Origin of the sequence: Megasphaera indica (genome assembly GCF_046614755.1) — a bacterium.
Taxonomy (GTDB): domain Bacteria; phylum Bacillota; class Negativicutes; order Veillonellales; family Megasphaeraceae; genus Megasphaera; species Megasphaera intestinihominis.
The window spans coordinates 36,499-54,768 of the sequence record NZ_JBKKJR010000006.1; the positions used below are offsets into that span (position 1 = coordinate 36,499).

The window sequence follows — 18,270 nt, forward strand, 5'->3', positions numbered from 1 at the left end:
GCTGACAGCTCCCCTTCTCAGGGTAGCCATGAAAAAAGAGGCTGACCCGCGAAGCCATGCTTCGTGAGACAACCTCTTTTTCAAGTGTTCTTGCCAATGAATTACCGACGTTCGCGGATACGGGCAGCTTTGCCTGTAAGACCACGGAGGTAGTGCAGTTTTGCACGACGGACGACACCGTGGCGAACGACTTCGATTTTAGCGAGGCGCGGGGAATGTACCAAGAAAGTACGTTCAACACCAATACCGTAGGAAACGCGGCGGACAGTGAAAGTTTCGCGGACACCGCCGTTCTGACGGCCAATAACGACACCTTCAAAAATCTGTACACGTTCGCGATTGCCTTCGACAACCTTTACGTGAACTTTGACTGTATCACCAGGGCGGAATGCCGGGATATCGTCACGAAGCTGTTCCTGTTCAAGTACGCTGATAATGTTCATTTCTTTTTTCCTCCTATAAGACATTCGTGCCCCCGTTGCCGCCACCTTTCACGACAATCGTGTTATCGAGCAGAGGACTGCCTAAATTAACAAGGGAATTATACCATAAAGCCGCGGTCCTGTAAAGGGGGATTTTTCCATTTTATAGGCATCTTCCGTAAAGGGCTGCTCGAAAGCACAGCAACCTCTCCGGCCCTTTGGGCCACCTCCCCTGGATTCACAGGATTCACGGCGGGCCGCCTAGCCACAGCTGTCCGTTTTGGCAACCGTCTTGCGCCTCTCGTTGGTCGGCACCTGACGGGCCAAAAAGGCTTAGGACGGCCCCTACGAAGGCCCCAGCCGGGGCATTTTTTTTACGCGCCGAGGGTTACTCGAGGCGATGTTGTCCACCTGAGTCTGTCGCGGCGGGACGCCGCATCCGATTCCGAGGCGGCCTGCGGCCTGCGAACTGCGACCGGCGGGATGCCCATTGGGCATCCCCTGTCATTACATTTGTACGTTGGGCATGAAGCTGCGGGACATGTGGGCGATGATGGCCTGGTACTTATCTTTTTTGCTGGTCGGATAGGTGACGGTGAAGGCCGTGTAGGTCTTGTTCTTGTCGTTGATGTAGAGTTCGTGGTAGTAGGACTTCTTGCCGTCCGTCCAGCCGATGGCATAGCTGTTCTTGGTCTTGATGTTGGTCGTCAGTGTCGGCGATCCGTTCATGCCCAAAGCCATGTTGTAGAGTTCGTCGATAGTGAAGCCCATGGTGTTCTTGGCGGCATAGGTCATGTAGACGGCATCGTCTTTGGGATCCTGGAAATAGCAGCCATCGCCGTCGGCATTCATGTCGGCTGTCGTCGCAACCCGTGGGATATCGACGGCATACTGATAGGCGCTGTTATAGTACTGATAGTAATTCTTGTCTTTAGTCGTCATGACCTGGACGACTTCATAGCTGTCAGCACTGGCGCTCTTGAGGCCCACCTTTTCTTCAGCCATGACGGTCGAACCGGCAATACAGGTAAGGGCTGCTGCCAACATGACGAGATTCTTCAATTTCATAAATGATCACTCCTTTATGGTAGATGCGGAAAAGGAGCTGTCGAGTGAAGACAGCTCCTTTTGAGTTGCTAGTGGTTAGTGGTTAGCAGTAAGAAAAGTTTTTATTTCCTCGCTACAAACGACAAACTCTATACTACAAGCTAAACACTCCAAGGATTTTCGCAGGAAGGCGAAGAGCCTGTGCGATACTCCCTATTATTATATCATATTTTTCATTTTTGGCCATTGAATTTCCGCTTTAAATCAACCTCTCCGGCCCGTTGGGCCAGCTCTGCTGACTGAGAGGTTCTTTCTCTACAATACGCTAAGGGTATGTCGTAAAGAACCCCTCCACCGCAAGCGGTCCCCCTCCCCTTCTCAGGGGAGGCTTTTTACGCGCCGAGGGTGTCCCGAAGCGTCGTTGTCCACCTGAGACTGTCGCCGCGCAGCGGCATCTGATTCCAAAGCGACCTGCGGCCGGCGGGTCGCCACGTGGCGGCCCCTACGCCAATTTCTTGATGTCGCCCAAGGGCTGGATGAGGCTGTAGGTCAGGGCCAGGAGATGGAGACGGTTTTCTTTGACCGCTTCGTCTTTGTGCATGACCAGGACGTTGTCCAGGAAGTCGTTGATGGCGGCAATGCCTTCGGAGAGGGCTTCGGCTACGCCTTCGTAGTCATAGACGGCGTATTTCTGCGGCAAGTTGACCTGCATGGCCTGGCAGGCGCTGTAAAGGGCCTTTTCTTCTTCCGTTTCAAAGAGGTCCGGATTGACGTCGGTATCGTCGGCGCCTTTGATCATGTTGCTGACGCGGGTGAAAGCCTGCAAGAGGTCGGTCTTGCCCATGATGTCGGCATCGATGAGGGCCTGGGCACGGCGGGCTTCTTCGTAGGCGTTGAGCGTATCCGAAGCCAGGACGCAGTCGATGATGTGGTAATCCATGCCTTTATCCTGGAAGATGTTCTTCAGGCGCAGCGTGAAGTAGTCGTCGAGCTGACCCGTGACTTTGGCTGCGTCTTCCCCTTCTACGCCGAGGAGATTGAGGACGAAAGCAAAGACTTCATGGCAGTTGAGATTCCAGCCGGCATCCATGAGGATGTTGAGGGTACCGATGGTCTGGCGGCGCAGGGCGAAGGGGTCCTGCGAGCCCGTCGGGATGAAGCCGCGGCTGAACATGCCCGTAATGGTATCGAACTTGTCGGCAATGCCCAAGACTTTGCCCATGTCGGTCTGCGGCAGGACGTCGCCGGCAAAGCGCGGCTGGTACTGTTCGTTGATGGCTTCGGCCACGCCGGCATCTTCGCCGTCGATGAGGGCATATTCCTTGCCCATGACGCCCTGGAGTTCCGTGAATTCCATGACCATCTGCGTAGCCAGGTCGGCTTTGGCCAGGAGCGATGCGCGCTGCAGCTTGGCGTCATCCAGGCCGAGGTCGAGTTTATGATTGAGGAAGACCGTAATCTTTTCCAGGCGCTGAGCTTTGTCATAGAGCGTGCCCAAGCCGTCCTGGAAGACGATTTTCTTCAATTTTTCCGTATAATCGGCGAGCTTATGTTTCTTGTCTTCTTCAAAGAAGAACTTGGCATCGTCCAGGCGGGCGCGGAGGACGCGTTCGTTGCCGTGCTGGACCGTTTCCAGATGGTAGTCGTTGCCGTTGCGGACAGTCAGGAAGAGGTTCATGAGCTTGCCGTCTTTATCGCGCATAGGGAAATAGCGCTGGTGGTCCTTCATCGGCGTGATGATGGCCGCTTCCGGCAGTTTCAGGTAGTCTTCATCGAATTCGCCGCAAAGGGCCGTCGGGTATTCGACGAGGTAGACGACTTCTTCCAGGAGGTCGTCGTCCATGATGATGGTGCCGCCCTTTTCGTCAGCCAGTTTCTGCAGGCCTTCGAGGATCATCTGCTTGCGGACTTCCGGGTCGACGATGAGGAAATGTTCCTTGCACGTTTCTTCATAGGCTGCCGGGCTTTCGATGGTGAAATCGCCGGTACCCAGGAAGCGGTGGCCGCGGCTGACGTTGCCCGATTTAACGTTGGCCAGTTCAAAGGGGATAACATCTTTATCGAAGAGGGCGACGAACCAGCGGATAGGACGGACGAAGTGGAAGTCCAGGCTGCCCCAGTGCATGCTCTTGGGGAAATTGAGGCCCGTGACGATGCCTTTCATGAGGTCCGGCAAGAGGCCGGCTGTGTCAGCACCGACGCTGGTGACGTTGGCATAGACGTAGCCGTCTTCGACGACGAGGTCCTTGACGTCGATTTTCTGGCCCCGGGCAAAGCCCATGGCAGCTTTCGTCGGGTTGCCGTCGGCATCGTAGGCGATCTTGACCGACGGGCCTTTATGTTTGGCCGATACGTCGGCCTGTTTTTCAGCGACGCCCTTCATGATGAGGGCGATACGGCGCGGCGTACCGAGGGTGCGGATCGATTCATAAGCGATATGGGATTCGCCAAAGGATTTCCCGGCCAGGTCCCGGACCTGGGAAAGGATACTCGGCATATAATGAGCCGGGATTTCTTCAGTACCGATTTCAAGTAACAAATCTTTGCTCATCTTATTTTTCCTCCTTATTCAGCATCGGGAAACCTAATTTTTCACGCTGTTCCAAGTACGCTTTGGCGCAGGCCCGTGCCATGTTGCGGACGCGGCCGATGAAGGCAGCCCGTTCGCTGACGCTGATGGCGCCGCGGGCGTCGAGGAGGTTGAACGTGTGCGAGCATTTCAATACGTAGTCATAGGCCGGAAGGACGAAGCCGGCTTTGATGACCCGCATGGCTTCTTTTTCGTATTCATCGAAGAGGTGGAACAAGAGGTCGGCGTTGCTCAATTCAAAGGCATACGTCGACTGTTCGACTTCGTTCTGATGGAAGATGTCGCCATAAGTGACGTCTTCATTCCATTTGAGGTCATAGACGTTTTCGACGCCCTGGATATACATGGCCAGGCGTTCCATGCCGTATGTGATTTCCGACGAAACCGGGGCGACGTCGATGCCGCCGACCTGCTGGAAGTAGGTGAACTGCGTGACTTCCATGCCGTCGAGCCAGACTTCCCAGCCCAGGCCCCAGGCGCCGAGGGTCGGCGATTCCCAGTTATCTTCGACGAAACGGATATCGTGTTCTGCCGGGTTGATGCCCAACGTTTCTAGACTCTTCAGATAGAGTTCCTGGATGTTGTCCGGCGACGGTTTGCAAATGACCTGGAACTGATGATGCTGGTACAGGCGGTTCGGGTTGTCGCCATAGCGGCCGTCAGCCGGGCGGCGAGACGGTTCGACATAGGCAACATGCCACGGTTCCGGCCCGAGCGTGCGCAGGAAGGTAGCCGGGTTCATGGTCCCTGCCCCTTTTTCTACATCATACGGTTCGTAGATGATACAGCCCTGAGAAGACCAAAAGCTCTTCAATGCAAATATCATGTCTTGAAAATTCATCGTATTCCCTCCTAAATACAAAAAAGTCCCTGTAACACATGACATGTTACAGGGACGAGTATACGTACCCGCGGTTCCACCCTGATTGGTCCAAAGACCCGCTTGATTCATCGGCCATACACATCGAAAAGACTTCCGGCCGCGGCCTTCAGAGCGCCTTCCGCATCGGCAGCAGGCTCACACTGTCCCTGCTTCGCTGAGGATGATACGTACTTACTCTCCTGCATCGCCTATTGATTTGTACGAACCTTATCATAGCAGAGATGAGGGGAAAAGTCAATAAAAAGGAGCCGTCTCGTAGAGACAGCTCCTTTTGAGTTTGCAGTTTGTAGTTTGCAGTAATCAATACTTTGAATGGATTCACTACAAACTCTATACTAAAAACTTTAAACTCACTATCATTGCTTGCCGTATTTTTCGGCGACGTCCAGGCGGCGCAGGGCTCGTTGCAGGGCCGCTTCGGCGCGGGTCACGTCGAGGTTGGCAGCGTGTGCAGCCAAGCGGTCTTCGGCACGTTTTTCCGCCGATTGGGCGCGGGCTACGTCGATGTCTTCCGGTTTTTCTGAAGCTGGCGTAATGACTGTGACCGTATTGTCATGGACTTCCAGGAAGCCCGACGCTACGGTGACGTACTGGCGCTTTCCGCCTTTATCATAGCACAATGGCCAAATCGACAGGGACGCGATGAGCGGCGCATGATTGGGCATGATGCCCAAGTCGCCGTCCAGGGCGCGGACGAGGACGAAATCCACATCTTCATGGAGTACGGCAGCATCGGGTGTAATGACTTCCAGATGGAGTGTCTTTCCTGCTTCTGCCATAGACTATTCCCCTTTCAGTGTCTTAGCCTTTTCGTATGCTTCTTCGATATTGCCTACCATGTAGAAAGCCTGTTCCGGCATGTCGTCGCATTTACCGGACAAGATTTCCTTGAAGCCTTCGATGGTTTCTTTCAACGGCACATAGCGGCCCTTCTGACCGGTGAACTGTTCGGCGACGGCGAAAGGCTGGCTGAGGAAACGCTGTACCTTACGGGCACGGGCAACGGTCAGCTTATCTTCTTCGGACAGTTCGTCGATACCCAGGATGGCGATGATATCCTGCAGGTCTTTGTACTTCTGGAGGATTTCCTGGACGGCACGGGCCGTGTTGTAATGGTCATCGCCGATGACGTGGGGGTCGAGGATACGCGACGTCGAATCGAGGGGATCGACGGCCGGGTAAATGCCCAGTTCGGCGATTTCACGGGCCAGGACGGTCGTCGCATCCAAGTGGGCGAAAGTAGCTGCCGGAGCCGGGTCAGTCAAGTCATCGGCCGGGACATAGACAGCCTGGACCGACGTGATGGACCCGTCTTTAGTCGACGTAATGCGTTCCTGCAGGGCGCCGACGTCGGTGCCCAGGGTCGGCTGGTAGCCAACGGCCGACGGGATACGGCCGAGCAGAGCCGAAACTTCGGAGCCGGCCTGGATGAAACGGAAGATGTTGTCGATGAACAGCAATACGTCTTTGTGTTCTTTATCACGGAAGTATTCTGCCATGGTCAGACCGGTCAGGCCGACGCGCATACGGGCTCCAGGCGGTTCGTTCATCTGGCCGTAGACGAGGGCCGTCTTGTCGATGACGCCAGATTCCTTCATTTCGTTCCAAAGGTCATTGCCTTCACGCGTACGTTCGCCGACGCCGGTGAAGACGGAATAGCCGCCGTGGCCGGTAGCGACGTTGTGGATGAGTTCCATGATGAGGACGGTCTTGCCGACACCAGCGCCGCCGAAGAGGCCGATCTTGCCGCCTTTGGCATAAGGGCAGATGAGGTCGACGACTTTGATCCCCGTTTCAAAGATTTCCGTTTCCGTCGCCTGGTCCTGGAATTTCGGGACCGGACGATGGATAGGCCAGTAATCATCGGCTTCGACTTTAGCGTCGACTTTATCGACAGTCTGGCCGAGGACGTTGAAGATACGGCCCAGGACACCTTTGCCGACGGGGACCTTGATGGGGCCGCCCGTATTTTCAGCTGCCATGCCGCGGACGAGGCCGTCCGTCGAGTCCATGGCAACGCAGCGGACGACGTCGTCGCCCAAGTGCTGCATGACTTCTACAACCAGGTCGATCTTCTGGTCGCCTTCGCCACCAGTGATATGGATAGCGTTGTAAATGGCGGGCAAGTCTGCTTCCGAGGCAAACCGCACGTCGACGACCGGGCCGATGACCTGGACTACTTTCCCAATATTATTACTCATGAAGAGGTACTCCTCTCTTTCAGAATGATTGCCAGGCGGCTTACTGCAAAGCGTTGGCGCCGCTGACAATTTCCGTCAATTCGTTGGTGATACCAGCCTGACGGACTTTATTGTAGGTAACAGTCAATTTGTCGATCAGTTCGCCTGCGTTGTCCGTAGCCGACGTCATGGCCGTCATACGGGCACCGAGTTCGCTGGCAGCGGACTGAAGGAGGCTGTTATAAATGAACAGATCCAGATACTGCGGCAGCAAGGCGTCGAGGACGAGCTTCGGATCCGGCGCGAAGAGGTATTCTTCCCGCGGGCCCCCTTCCTGCTGGCCTTCCTTCTGGGTAATGGGCAGCATCTTGACGATGCGCGTGTCCTGGGACAGGGCCGACTTGAAGTGTGTGTAAATGACATAGACTTCGTCGACTTCGCCATCGAGGAACTTCTGCGTCGCCAAGTGGGCTATCTGCTGGGCGTGGCTGAACTGGGGCTTGTCGGAAAAACCGGACCACTTCTTTTCCGGTACCAGGTGGAGGTGCTTGAGGTACTCAATGGGCTTGCGGCCTGCGACCAGGAGCATCGATGCATCGCGGGGCTTGTCCTTGAGGACCGACACCATGGCCTTGTTGACATTGGAATTGAAAGCACCGGCCAGCCCTTTGTCCGAACCGATGATGATGTAGCACGTCTTCTTGACCGCATCATGAGGCGTGAACAAGGCGTTGCCCGCATCGGGCGAAGCCGCAGACAGACGCTGCAGCATGCCTTCCATCTTTTCGGTATACGGGGCGGTAGCCACGGCCCGATCCTGTGCACGGCGCAGTCGTACGGAGGAAACCATCTTCATGGCCTTAGTGATCTGCTGGGTATTGGTGACGGATTTAATACGTCTGTTTATTTCGCGTGCACTCGGCATAGCTTATTCCTCCTCTTTGATCAGTTCGTGAGAAGCGCCGTACTGCTTGGTGTATTCAGCGATAGCCTTCTGCAGCGTAGCTTCTGCGTCTTTGCCGAGTTCCTTCGTCGATTTGATGCTTTCGCCGACTTCCGGATAGTTGCTGTGCATGAACTTGATGAAGCCATCAGCAAACTGAGAAACTTCTTCAACCTGTACAGGCATGAGGTAGTTCTTGACGGCCAGGTAAATCTGCATGACCTGGTCTTCGACGGGCATCGGCTGATACTGCGGCTGGATGAGGAGCTGCATCGTCCGTTCGCCGGCATCGATCTGGGCTTTCGTGCTCTTATCGAGATCGGAACCGAACTGGGCGAAAGCGGCCAGTTCGCGGTACTGGGCCAGGCTCAGGCGGAGGGTACCGGCGATTTTCTTCATGGCCTTGATCTGGGCGGAGCCGCCGACACGGGAAACGGACAGGCCGACGTTGATAGCCGGGCGGATCCCGGAGTTGAAGGCTTCTGTTTCCAGGAAGATCTGGCCGTCTGTGATGGAAATGACGTTAGTCGGGATATAGGCCGACAAGTCACCGGCCAGGGTTTCAATGATCGGCAGGGCCGTAATCGAGCCGCCGCCGAGTTCATCGGACAGCTTGGCAGCGCGTTCGAGGAGACGGGAATGTAAGTAGAATACGTCGCCCGGATAAGCTTCACGTCCTGGCGGACGACGGAGGAGCAGACTCATGGCGCGGTAAGCCTGAGCATGTTTGGACAAGTCATCGTAGACGCAGAGGCAGTCCTTGCCCTGGAGCATGAAGTATTCGGCCATGGAAACGCCGGAATACGGGGCCAGGTACTGGAGCGGTGCGCCGTCGGAAGCCGTAGCGGCGACGACGATGGTATAGGCCATAGCGCCGTGTTCTTCCAGGGTCCGGACAACGCGGGCAACGGTCGATGCCTTCTGGCCAATAGCGACGTAGACGCAGATGACGCCTGTGTCCTTCTGATTCAGGATGGTATCGATGGCGATGGCCGTCTTGCCGGTGCCACGGTCACCGATGATGAGTTCACGCTGGCCACGGCCGATAGGAACCATGGAGTCGATAGCCTTGAGGCCTGTCTGGAGCGGTACCTTGACCGGCTGGCGGTCGGCGATGCCGAAAGCCTTGACTTCGATGAGGCGTGAATCTTTGGTCTTGATTTCCCCTTTGCCATCAATAGGCATCCCCAAGGGGTTGACAACGCGGCCGACCATGGCTTCGCCTACAGGGACACGCATGACGCGGCCTGTACGGCGGACGGTGTCGCCTTCCTTGATGAGGGCGTCATCGCCGAGCAGTACGGCACCGACGTTGTCTTCTTCCAGGTTCAGGGCCATGCCGTAAACGCCGTGAGGCAGTTCCAGCAATTCCCCGGACATGGCTTTGTCCAAACCGTAAATGTGGGCAATGCCGTCCCCGACTTCCAGAACGGTGCCGACGTCGTCGACATTCATTTCCACATTATAATCTTCGATTTGTTTCTTGATTATAGCCGTTATTTCTTCTGGCTTCATTTTCATTATTCGTCCGTCACCCCATTCGTCACGTCAGCCTGGAGCAGTTTATGCTGCATATCGCGCAGCTGCCGCCGGAGGCTGCCGTCTATTAGTTTGTCGCCGATCTGGATGACCATGCCGCCGATGAGCGACGGGTCGACGTAGTACAGCGGTTCGATGTGCTGCCCCGTCATGGCTTCCAGGCTGGCAACCAGTTTCGTTTCTTCTTTCTTAGACAGCGGTTTGACGACGCGGATCTTGGCCACTTCGATGTGCTGGGCCTTGCGGGCCAAATCGATGAACCCGTCAATGGCAAGCAAGAGGGCCGCTTCCCGGCGCCGGTCGATCATGACGTACATGAACTGCAGGACGATCGGCGATAGGCTGTCCTTGAAAATCTTTGCAAGTGTGTCTTTTTTAGACTGCGGCGGTACGAGGGGATGATTCAGGAATTTCCACAAATCGGGATTTTCCTGGAACGTGTCCCGTACGCCTTTCAGTTCTGTTCCGAACTCGGTAAGCTTCTTCTGTTCGCTGGCGATGTCGAACATCGCCTGGCTGTATTTGCTATAGATCGTTTCGGGTATCATAAGATCAGTTCCCCTTTACGCGGTGCGTCTGGAGCTGGTCGATGCAATCGGCTACCAGTTTGGCGTTCATGTCAGGATCCATGTTTTTCTGGAGCAGTTTTTCTGCCACAGCCATGGACAGTGTGACTACTTCATTACGCATTTCCCGGATAGCCGCTTCCCGTTCGTTGGCGATTTCCGTCTGAGCGATCTGTTTTTCCCGGGCGATCTGAGCGCGGATGGCTTCCAGCTGAGCCTGGGCTTCTTTGTCGGCTTGCTTGACAGCTTTGTCGACAATAGCCTGGGCTTCAGCACGGGCATCGCGGATCTGGGCTTCATAGTCGGCTTTCATCTTTTCAGCCGTTTCCCGGGCTTTGGCTGCGTTGTCGAGGTCCGACGCAATCTTGTTGCGGCGGTCTTCCAGGACTTTGAGCAGCGGTTTATAAGCGAACTTTGCCAGAATGGCAACTAACACGAAGAAGTTGATGAACTGGAACAGCAAGGTACCATTAATACTAACCAATGTACTTCCCTCCCCGGCTGTATATTAGAATCTTCGGATTAGAGCAGGCTGACGAACGGATTGGCGAAGACCAATACGATAGCGATGACAGCTGCGATAATCGGCATGGATTCGATCAAGCCGATGGAGATAAGCATGTTGACCAGGAGTTTGCCGCCCATTTCCGGCTGACGGGCCGTACCTTCGAGCATCTTCGATGCGGCATGGCCGTCACCGATAGCAGCGCCGAGAGCTGCCAACCCAATACCTAAGCATGCACCAAATGCAGATAATGCCAATACGAGAGCTTTTTCCATAGTAAATAACCTCCTAAGTTGTAACGGTATCTGAGCTTTCTTAGTCTTCCGTAAAGGACGGTGCCAGATACGATGTAGTCAGAATGGTGAAGATGAATGCCTGGATGAGGCCGATGACGAAGCTAAAGAGCAGCCAGATCATCGGGACGGCGACAGGCACGAGGAAGTACAGGACTTCCAACAGGATTTCCCCTGCCAGGATGTTACCAAAGAGACGGAAGGCCAAGGTCAAAGGCTTGGTGATTTCTTCCATCAGATTGATGATGACAAACGGCGCGAAGGGCTTGAAGAAGTGCTTGAAATGCTTTTTGAACCCCTGGTTCTTCAAGGCCATGAAGTGGACCATAAAGGAAGAAACCAGTGCCAGGGCGACAGTCGTATTCAAGTCATTCGTCGGCGAAGCCAGGACATGCGGATTCGGCAGCATGCCCAATTCGTTGGCGAAGAGGATGAACAGGAACATCGTCAGCAGGACCGAGACGACCTGGCCGTATTTCGGCCCCAAGGTTTCCCGGAACTGATCGAGCAATGCTTCGATGACGATTTCCATGGCGTTCTGAAGTCCTGACGGGACGAGGGACCGGCCCCTTGTCGCAGCGACAGTGACGATGATGACTAAGGCTGCGACCAGCCAGGTCATCATGAGCGTATCCAGGTTGACATTCAGACCCAGGAGCTGGACGACCATATGATGCCCTGCATGTAATTCCATACGCAATACCTCCTTTCCTTTACCGTCTGAGACGCGCAGTCAGTACATCTGCGAAGACGAGGACGCGGTACGAAAAGATACCGGCCACGGCAGCCCCCAGGGAAATGGACGGGAACTGCAGGATGACGATGACGGCCAGGCAGATGAAAACCAGCCGGAACACGGCACCGCCGCGGATGAATGACGCCGCCTGCCCAGGCGGCAATTTTAAGGCCCGTACCGAACGGCTGCTGAGCATGAAGAAATAAACGATGTTCAAGCCGCTGCCGATACACCAGCCACTTATGTACTGCCACCAGCCTCCTAGAAAAAGGACGGCCGTGACGATACACGTAAAACCAATGAGCTTGTATATTGTTGCCTTTACATAGGCATAAAACGCTTCCATAGGCTATCCTCCGTGACTTTCACTTGCGCAGATGCCGGCCATGGCGCGCCTCGTCCTGCTGATAGGACAAGGCCTTCTTATATAAGGTCCAGAAACCGGAGATGGCACCGATGAGGGAAAAGAGGATCAATCCCCACGGCGACGTCCCGGCATGGACGTCGATGAAGCGCCCTATGGCGACGCCGACACAGATGCAGACGAAGAGAGACAGGCCTAAGGAACCGGCTATGACGACAATATCCCAAAGCCTCATGTGATTTAATTTGTCATCGTGAGAATCATCATGATGTCTCATACTACATACACTCCTGCTCGGGCGATGGCAGTTTTCCATAACCGTCGGGCATAGTATCTATATACTGCCAGCAACGATTATTCGCTTATTTTAGCACGGAAAATCTGGAAAAGCAATATCATTTTTAAGAAAATTAAACGTTATAGCTAAAAATAATTCTCAGTATAGCCACAGACAATACTTAGCGGCTAAAATCATCCGGAACGGCCTCTTCCCCGGCAAAGGCGTGGAGGATGGCCTGGACGATGCGCTGCGACGCTTTGCCGTCGCCATAGGGATTGACGGCGTTGCTCATGGCATCGTAAGCGGCCTGGTCGGTCAGGAGGCGCTTCGTTTCAGCGTAGACGACGTCCTTGTCCGTACCGATGAGGCGTACTGTGCCGGCTTCGACGGCTTCAGGCCGTTCGGTCGTATTGCGCAGGACCAGGACGGGCTTGCCGAGAGACGGCGCTTCTTCCTGGATGCCGCCGGAATCGGTCAGGACCAGGCTGCTCAGGCTCATGAGATTGGCAAAGGGTTCATATTCCATGGGGTCGATGAGGTGGATGCGGTCGACACCGGCCAGTTCCTCTTCGACGACTTTGCGCACGAGCGGATTGCGATGGACGGGAAAGACGATTTCCGTATCGGGAATCTCTTCGATGATGCGGCGCAGGGCCTTATAGATATGGCGCATCGGTTCACCCAGGTTTTCCCGGCGGTGCGTCGTCAGGAGGATGACCCGGTGGTTATGGAAATCGACGTCCTTCAGGTCGTCGCCGAAGTCATAGTCGCCGGCAACGGTCGTCATCAAGGCGTCGATGACGGTATTCCCCGTCACATAAATATGAGAAGGGTTTACATTTTCCTTGAGCAGATTGGCCTTGGCCGTCGCTGTCGGTGCGAAGTGGATGGCTGCGATGGCACCGGTCAGCTTGCGGTTCATTTCTTCCGGGAAGGGCGAATAGATGTCCCCTGTCCGCAGACCGGCTTCGACGTGGCCTACCGGGACCTGCTGGTAGTACGAGGCCAGGGCGCCGGCAAAGGTCGTCGTCGTGTCGCCATGGACCAGGACCAGGTCGGGCTTTTCCTTGGCCAGGACGTCTTTCAGGCCCATGAGGGACTTGGTCGTAATGTCGTACAGCGTCTGCCCCTGGGACATGATATCCAGGTCATAGTCCGGTGTAATCTGGAAGAGATCCAGTACCTGGTCGAGCATCTGACGGTGCTGGGCCGTAACGGCGACGATGGTCTGGATCCGGTCGGCATGTTTCTGCAATTCCAGTACGACAGGGGCCATCTTGATGGCTTCCGGCCGCGTACCGAATACAGTCATTACCTTGATCATAATAAAAAAACCTCCTTATAAGACAACCGATTCCACCCACTACTGTTTGTGGGTAGAATCGGTCGTTGATTTGCGCAATATGCCAATGCGTTTTGCCGAATAAATGATGACGGCAAGAACGACCAGGACAGTCACGATACCCGTCTTATAGCTCACGTTGGCTACAAAGAGGGCTACGATGCCGAGAATCATGCTGACAAAATACATTATTAATACGGCTTGCTTCTGTGTCATGCCCAGAGCCAGCAGGCGATGGTGCAGGTGGCCCTTATCAGGCTGGAAAATCGGAACGCCGCTCATCTTGCGGCGGATGATAGCAAACGTCGTATCGAGGATCGGCAGCCCCAGGGCGATGATGGGTACGACGAGAGCCACGGTGGCTGCCGTCTTGACCAGGCCTAAGACGGCGGCGACGGACAGGGTATAGCCCAGGAGCATACTGCCCGTATCACCCATGAAGATCTTGGCCGGGTTGAAATTGTACTGCAAGAAGCCCAGAGCCGCCCCGGCCATGGACACGATGACCAGAGCCGGCAGGAACTGGTTCAGGTTATAAGCCAGGAGGAACATCGAAATCGATGCGATGAAGGCGACGCCGGCTGCCAGGCCGTCGAGACCATCGATGAGGTTCACCGTATTGGTAAAGCCGATGATCCAGAAAATCGTCACGGGAATGGCAATGATTTCCGGCAGGACGATGATATCACCAAAAGGATTGGTCAGCCATTCGATCTGGATGCCAAAGGCGATGGGGATGCAGGCGGCCAGGATCTGGCCGACGAGCTTGACCTTGGCCGGGATATTGCAGATGTCGTCCCAGATGCCGACGGCGACGATAGCCGTGCAGCCCAGGAGCATCCCGACCAGTTCATGCTGCAAAGGCACGCAGAACAAGACGGCTGCCATGAAGCCGATATAGATTGCCAGCCCGCCGAGCCGCGGGATGACATGAGTATGTACCTTTCTTGCATTGGGCCGGTCCACGGCGCCGATCTTGATAGCGAGTTTCTTGACGCTCGGCGTCAGGAGATAAGAAATGACTAATGCAATTACAAAGGGTACAACATATTGGAGCACAACACACGCCTACTTTCCATTAATCTATCAGTTCGTCAGACTGCGCATGGGCGCCGGGATGCGGCCGCCGCGGGCAATGAATTCATCTGACTTGTATTTATTGACATTGATGATCGGGCAATGGCCGAGGAGGCCGCCGAATTCAACATTGTCGCCGACGTCCTTGCCCGGTACGGGGATGACGCGGACGGCCGTCGTCTTGTTGTTGATCATGCCGATAGCCGCTTCGTCGGCGATGATGGCCGAAATGGTCGAGGCCGGCGTATTGCCGGGGATGGCGATCATGTCGAGGCCGACCGAGCAGACACAGGTCATGGCTTCCAGTTTTTCCAGGCTCAGGCTGCCGCGGCCGACAGCTTCGAGCATGCCCTTGTCTTCACTGACAGGGATAAAGGCGCCAGACAGGCCGCCGACGCGGGACGAAGCCATGAGGCCGCCCTTCTTGACGGCGTCGTTGAGGAGCGCCAGGGCTGCCGTCGTGCCGCAGGCACCGCAGCTTTCCAGGCCCATTTCTTCCAAAATCGATGCGACGCTGTCGCCGACTGCCGGTGTCGGAGCCAGGGACAGGTCGATGATGCCAAAGGGCATGTTGAGGCGCTTCGACGCTTCCATGGCGACGAGCTGGCCGACGCGGGTGATCTTGAAGGCCGTCTTCTTGATGGTTTCGGCGACGACGTCAAAGGGCTGGCCTTTGACCTGTTCCAGGGCGACTTTGACGACGCCCGGGCCGCTGACACCGACGCTGATGCACGAATCCCCATTGGTGACGCCGTGGAAGGCGCCGGCCATGAAGGGGTTATCTTCGACGGCATTGGAGAAGACGACGAGTTTGGCGCAGCCTAAAGCATCCTGGTCCTTCGTCCGTTCGGCCAGGTCCTTGAAGACGCGGCCCATTTCGGCGACGGCATCCATGTTGATGCCGGCCTTCGTCGAGCCGACGGCGACGGAACTGCATACGAGGTCGGTCACAGCCAGGCTTTCGGCGATGGAGTCGATGAGGATGCGGTCGCCTTTGCTCATGCCCCGTTCGACCAGGGCCGAGAAGCCGCCGATGAAGTTGATGCCGATTTCTTTGGCTGCCTTGTCGAGGGTCCGGGCGATGTCGACGTAACTCGTCAGGTCGCTGGCCCCGGCGACGAGGCTGATGGGCGTCACGGAGACGCGCTTATTGATGATGGGCACGCCGTATTCACGGGAGATGGCTTCCCCCGTTTCGACTAAGTGTTCACCGTATTTCGTGATTTTATCGTAAATATTATTGCACAAGGTCTTGCCGTCACTGGCGCAGCAGTCGAGGAGGCTGATGCCCATGGTAATGGTGCGGACGTCAAGGTTGTTCTTTTGAATCATCTGATTCGTTTCAAGTACGTCTTGGATTGTCAGCATATCATTTCTCCTTAGCCTACACGATGCATTGCGTCAAAAATAGCCTGGTTCTGCGCCCGGATTTCAACGCCGAGGGCATCGCCCTTCTGTTTGAGCAAATCCTGTAAGGTATCTAAGGTAATGTCGGAATTATCCATGTCCACGATCATGGCCATGTTGAAAATACCATCCAAGATGACCTGGTTGATCGTCAAGATATTGACTTTATTTTCTGCCATGATCTGGCTGACGGCGGCGATGATACCAGTGCGGTCCACGCCAACTACGGTGATTACAACTTTCACAGCTGTCCACTCCTTTTCGTTATTAAATTCCATGCTTCCCTATTATAGCACAGGTAGCGTACTGAATTCCACTGTCTGCATACGAAATGATAGAATTGACGACAAACTGCCCTATATGGGGCCTATTTATTCAATGCCTTGCTGATGAGGGCCTTGCCTTCTTCCAGGAGCTTGCCGGCCTGGTCGGGCGAAACGAAGCTTTCAGCGTATAATTTGTACAGGTCTTCGGTGCCGGACGGGCGGGCGGCGACCCAGCCGTCGTCGGTCGTGATCTTGACGCCGCCGATGGCGAAATCACCGTACGGGGACTTGGAGAGGACGGCCGTAATGGGGCTGCCGCACAAGGTCTTTTCCGTGACGTCGGCTTCGGTGAGGGCGCTGATCTTGTCTTTTTCTTCCAGCGTCGCCGGCGCATCGCTGCGCACGGTGTACGGCCGGCCCAGTTTTTCGCAGAGGTCGTTGTAATATTCGATGGGCGATTTGCCCGTGACGGCGCGGATTTCAGCGGCCAGGAGGCACATGATCATGCCGTCCTTGTCAGTCGTCCAGACGCTGCGGTCTTTGGCGATGAACGAGCCGCCGGCACTTTCTTCGCCGGAAAAGGCGATCTTGCCATCTGTATAGAGGGGGCCGAAATATTTGAAGCCGACCGGGACTTCATAGAGCGGGATGTCCAGGAGCTTGGCTGCCCGGGCGAGCATATCCGTCGTGACGACGGTCTTGGCGATGCCCAGGCCTTCGAAATTGCGGTGCGTCATGAGGTAATGGGCAGCGACGGTCAAAAAGGCGTTGGCCGAAATCATGCCTTCCGCGCCGGAGACGATGCCGAAGCGGTCGTAGTCCGGGTCATTGGCCAGGATGAGGTTATAGTCTGCGGCCTGGCCGGTGACGGCCGACATGACATAGGCCGACGAGCAGTCCATGCGGACCTTGCCGTCGTGGTCGTAATTCATGAAGGTGAACTGCGGGTCATACGTATCGTTGACGAAATCCAGGTCCAGGTGGTACGTGTCGGAAATCTGGTGCCAGTAGTTCATGCCCGACCCGCCCAGGGCGTTGACCAGGATGCGCAATTTAGCGTCGCGGATGGCATCCATGTCGATGATGGAGTCCAGTTCGGCCACGTAGAGGCCTTTGTAATCGTAAGGGACGACGAAGCGGCTGTCCTTGGCCTGGTCATAGGCCATCATCTGGACGCCTTCGTTGTGGCCGGCCAGGAGACGGTTGGCTTCCGTTTCGATGGCCTTGGTGATATCCGAGCCAGCCGGGCCGCCGGTGATGGGATTATACTTGATGCCGCCGTGTTCCGGAGGATTGTGGGACGGCGTGATGATCAGGCCGTCAGCCAGGCGGTCTTCACGATGGCTGTTATAGCGCAGGATGGCCCGCGAGACAGACGGTGTCGGCACGAAATCGCCAACGCTGTCGACGTAGGCCGTGACGCCGTTGGCTGCCAGGACGGACAAGACCGTTTCATAAGCCAGTTTCGACAGATAATGGGTATCTTCGCCGACGAACAGCGGCCCTTCGGCGCCGAACTGCTTGCGGAAGTTGCAGACAGCCTGGGTAATGGCCGCCACGTGGTCCTGAGTAAAGCTGCCGTTGCCGGCCTGGCCGCGATGGCCTGATGTGCCGAAACGGACCTGCTGATGAGGATCCGCCACATCGGGATGCGTCGTATGATATGCCGCAGCGATGGCTTTCAAATCAATGTAGTCTTCTTTTCTTACTTTGGTACCTGCCAATTCATGTACTGCCATACTATCACCTGCTTCATTATTTTGACAATCGCACAGCGATTTTATACAATAAGGACGAGTATGCGGGGTTCCATCCCCCACTCCCCATGGC

Annotated in this window: 19 protein-coding genes; all 19 read right to left on the reverse strand. The window is 55.5% G+C overall.

What is annotated here, in order from left to right; translation table 11 throughout:
- Positions 1 to 101: 101 nt before the first annotated feature.
- Positions 102 to 443: a 50S ribosomal protein L19 gene (gene rplS, locus ACFCTO_RS04765; protein ID WP_020310713.1), complete on the reverse strand. Its 342-nt coding sequence runs from the start codon at positions 441 to 443 to the stop codon at positions 102 to 104.
- Positions 444 to 929: 486 nt separating this feature from the next.
- Positions 930 to 1,490, reverse strand: coding sequence for a hypothetical protein (locus tag ACFCTO_RS04770; protein ID WP_499876465.1), 561 nt, complete (start codon positions 1,488 to 1,490; stop codon positions 930 to 932).
- 481 nt (positions 1,491 to 1,971) lie between these two features.
- Entirely contained in the window at positions 1,972 to 4,020 is a 2,049-nt protein-coding gene (glyS, locus tag ACFCTO_RS04775) for a glycine--tRNA ligase subunit beta (protein ID WP_499876466.1), read from the reverse strand.
- A 1-nt stretch (position 4,021) separates the two neighbouring features.
- Positions 4,022 to 4,900, reverse strand: coding sequence for a glycine--tRNA ligase subunit alpha (glyQ, locus tag ACFCTO_RS04780; protein WP_014016840.1), 879 nt, complete (start codon positions 4,898 to 4,900; stop codon positions 4,022 to 4,024).
- Positions 4,901 to 5,298: 398 nt separating this feature from the next.
- Positions 5,299 to 5,721 carry a F0F1 ATP synthase subunit epsilon gene (locus ACFCTO_RS04785; protein WP_302420410.1) on the reverse strand — a complete coding sequence of 141 codons (423 nt, stop codon included), beginning with the start codon at positions 5,719 to 5,721 and terminating at the stop codon, positions 5,299 to 5,301.
- 3 nt (positions 5,722 to 5,724) lie between these two features.
- The gene (gene atpD, locus ACFCTO_RS04790) at positions 5,725 to 7,143 is read right to left on the reverse strand and encodes a F0F1 ATP synthase subunit beta (RefSeq protein ID WP_014016842.1); all 1,419 of its coding nucleotides are present in this window, start codon (positions 7,141 to 7,143) and stop codon (positions 5,725 to 5,727) included.
- A gap of 40 nt (positions 7,144 to 7,183) precedes the next feature.
- Positions 7,184 to 8,047 carry an ATP synthase F1 subunit gamma gene (gene atpG / locus ACFCTO_RS04795; RefSeq protein WP_294024038.1) on the reverse strand — a complete coding sequence of 288 codons (864 nt, stop codon included), beginning with the start codon at positions 8,045 to 8,047 and terminating at the stop codon, positions 7,184 to 7,186.
- A 3-nt stretch (positions 8,048 to 8,050) separates the two neighbouring features.
- A complete protein-coding gene (gene atpA / locus ACFCTO_RS04800; protein WP_292260655.1) occupies positions 8,051 to 9,586 on the reverse strand; it encodes a F0F1 ATP synthase subunit alpha in 1,536 nt (511 codons plus the stop codon).
- Entirely contained in the window at positions 9,586 to 10,152 is a 567-nt protein-coding gene (gene atpH / locus ACFCTO_RS04805; RefSeq protein ID WP_014016845.1) for an ATP synthase F1 subunit delta, read from the reverse strand. Before atpH ends, atpA begins: the two co-directional genes overlap by 1 nt.
- A 4-nt stretch (positions 10,153 to 10,156) precedes the next feature.
- Positions 10,157 to 10,654 carry a F0F1 ATP synthase subunit B gene (atpF, locus tag ACFCTO_RS04810; protein ID WP_014016846.1) on the reverse strand — a complete coding sequence of 166 codons (498 nt, stop codon included), beginning with the start codon at positions 10,652 to 10,654 and terminating at the stop codon, positions 10,157 to 10,159.
- A gap of 38 nt (positions 10,655 to 10,692) precedes the next feature.
- Positions 10,693 to 10,950, reverse strand: coding sequence for a F0F1 ATP synthase subunit C (atpE, locus tag ACFCTO_RS04815; RefSeq protein ID WP_014016847.1), 258 nt, complete (start codon positions 10,948 to 10,950; stop codon positions 10,693 to 10,695).
- A 40-nt stretch (positions 10,951 to 10,990) separates the two neighbouring features.
- Positions 10,991 to 11,662, reverse strand: a complete 672-nt coding sequence (atpB, locus tag ACFCTO_RS04820; protein WP_296916208.1) for a F0F1 ATP synthase subunit A — start codon at positions 11,660 to 11,662, stop codon at positions 10,991 to 10,993.
- A gap of 19 nt (positions 11,663 to 11,681) precedes the next feature.
- Complete coding sequence (locus ACFCTO_RS04825; protein WP_292260663.1) at positions 11,682 to 12,050, reverse strand: ATP synthase subunit I; 369 nt, start codon at positions 12,048 to 12,050, stop codon at positions 11,682 to 11,684.
- Positions 12,051 to 12,069: 19 nt separating this feature from the next.
- The gene (locus ACFCTO_RS04830; protein WP_292300759.1) at positions 12,070 to 12,345 is read right to left on the reverse strand and encodes an AtpZ/AtpI family protein; all 276 of its coding nucleotides are present in this window, start codon (positions 12,343 to 12,345) and stop codon (positions 12,070 to 12,072) included.
- A 181-nt stretch (positions 12,346 to 12,526) separates the two neighbouring features.
- Positions 12,527 to 13,672 carry a non-hydrolyzing UDP-N-acetylglucosamine 2-epimerase gene (gene wecB / locus ACFCTO_RS04835; protein ID WP_292260668.1) on the reverse strand — a complete coding sequence of 382 codons (1,146 nt, stop codon included), beginning with the start codon at positions 13,670 to 13,672 and terminating at the stop codon, positions 12,527 to 12,529.
- A gap of 39 nt (positions 13,673 to 13,711) precedes the next feature.
- On the reverse strand, positions 13,712 to 14,749 hold the full coding sequence (locus tag ACFCTO_RS04840; RefSeq protein ID WP_481325148.1) for a glycosyltransferase family 4 protein: 1,038 nt from the start codon (positions 14,747 to 14,749) through the stop codon (positions 13,712 to 13,714).
- Positions 14,750 to 14,776: 27 nt separating this feature from the next.
- The gene (locus ACFCTO_RS04845; RefSeq protein WP_020310702.1) at positions 14,777 to 16,135 is read right to left on the reverse strand and encodes a PFL family protein; all 1,359 of its coding nucleotides are present in this window, start codon (positions 16,133 to 16,135) and stop codon (positions 14,777 to 14,779) included.
- Between the two features lie 11 nt (positions 16,136 to 16,146).
- Positions 16,147 to 16,419, reverse strand: a complete 273-nt coding sequence (locus ACFCTO_RS04850) for an ACT domain-containing protein (RefSeq protein ID WP_014016854.1) — start codon at positions 16,417 to 16,419, stop codon at positions 16,147 to 16,149.
- A gap of 122 nt (positions 16,420 to 16,541) precedes the next feature.
- The gene (locus ACFCTO_RS04855; protein ID WP_499876467.1) at positions 16,542 to 18,179 is read right to left on the reverse strand and encodes an alpha-D-glucose phosphate-specific phosphoglucomutase; all 1,638 of its coding nucleotides are present in this window, start codon (positions 18,177 to 18,179) and stop codon (positions 16,542 to 16,544) included.
- Between the last annotated feature and the right edge of the window lie 91 nt (positions 18,180 to 18,270).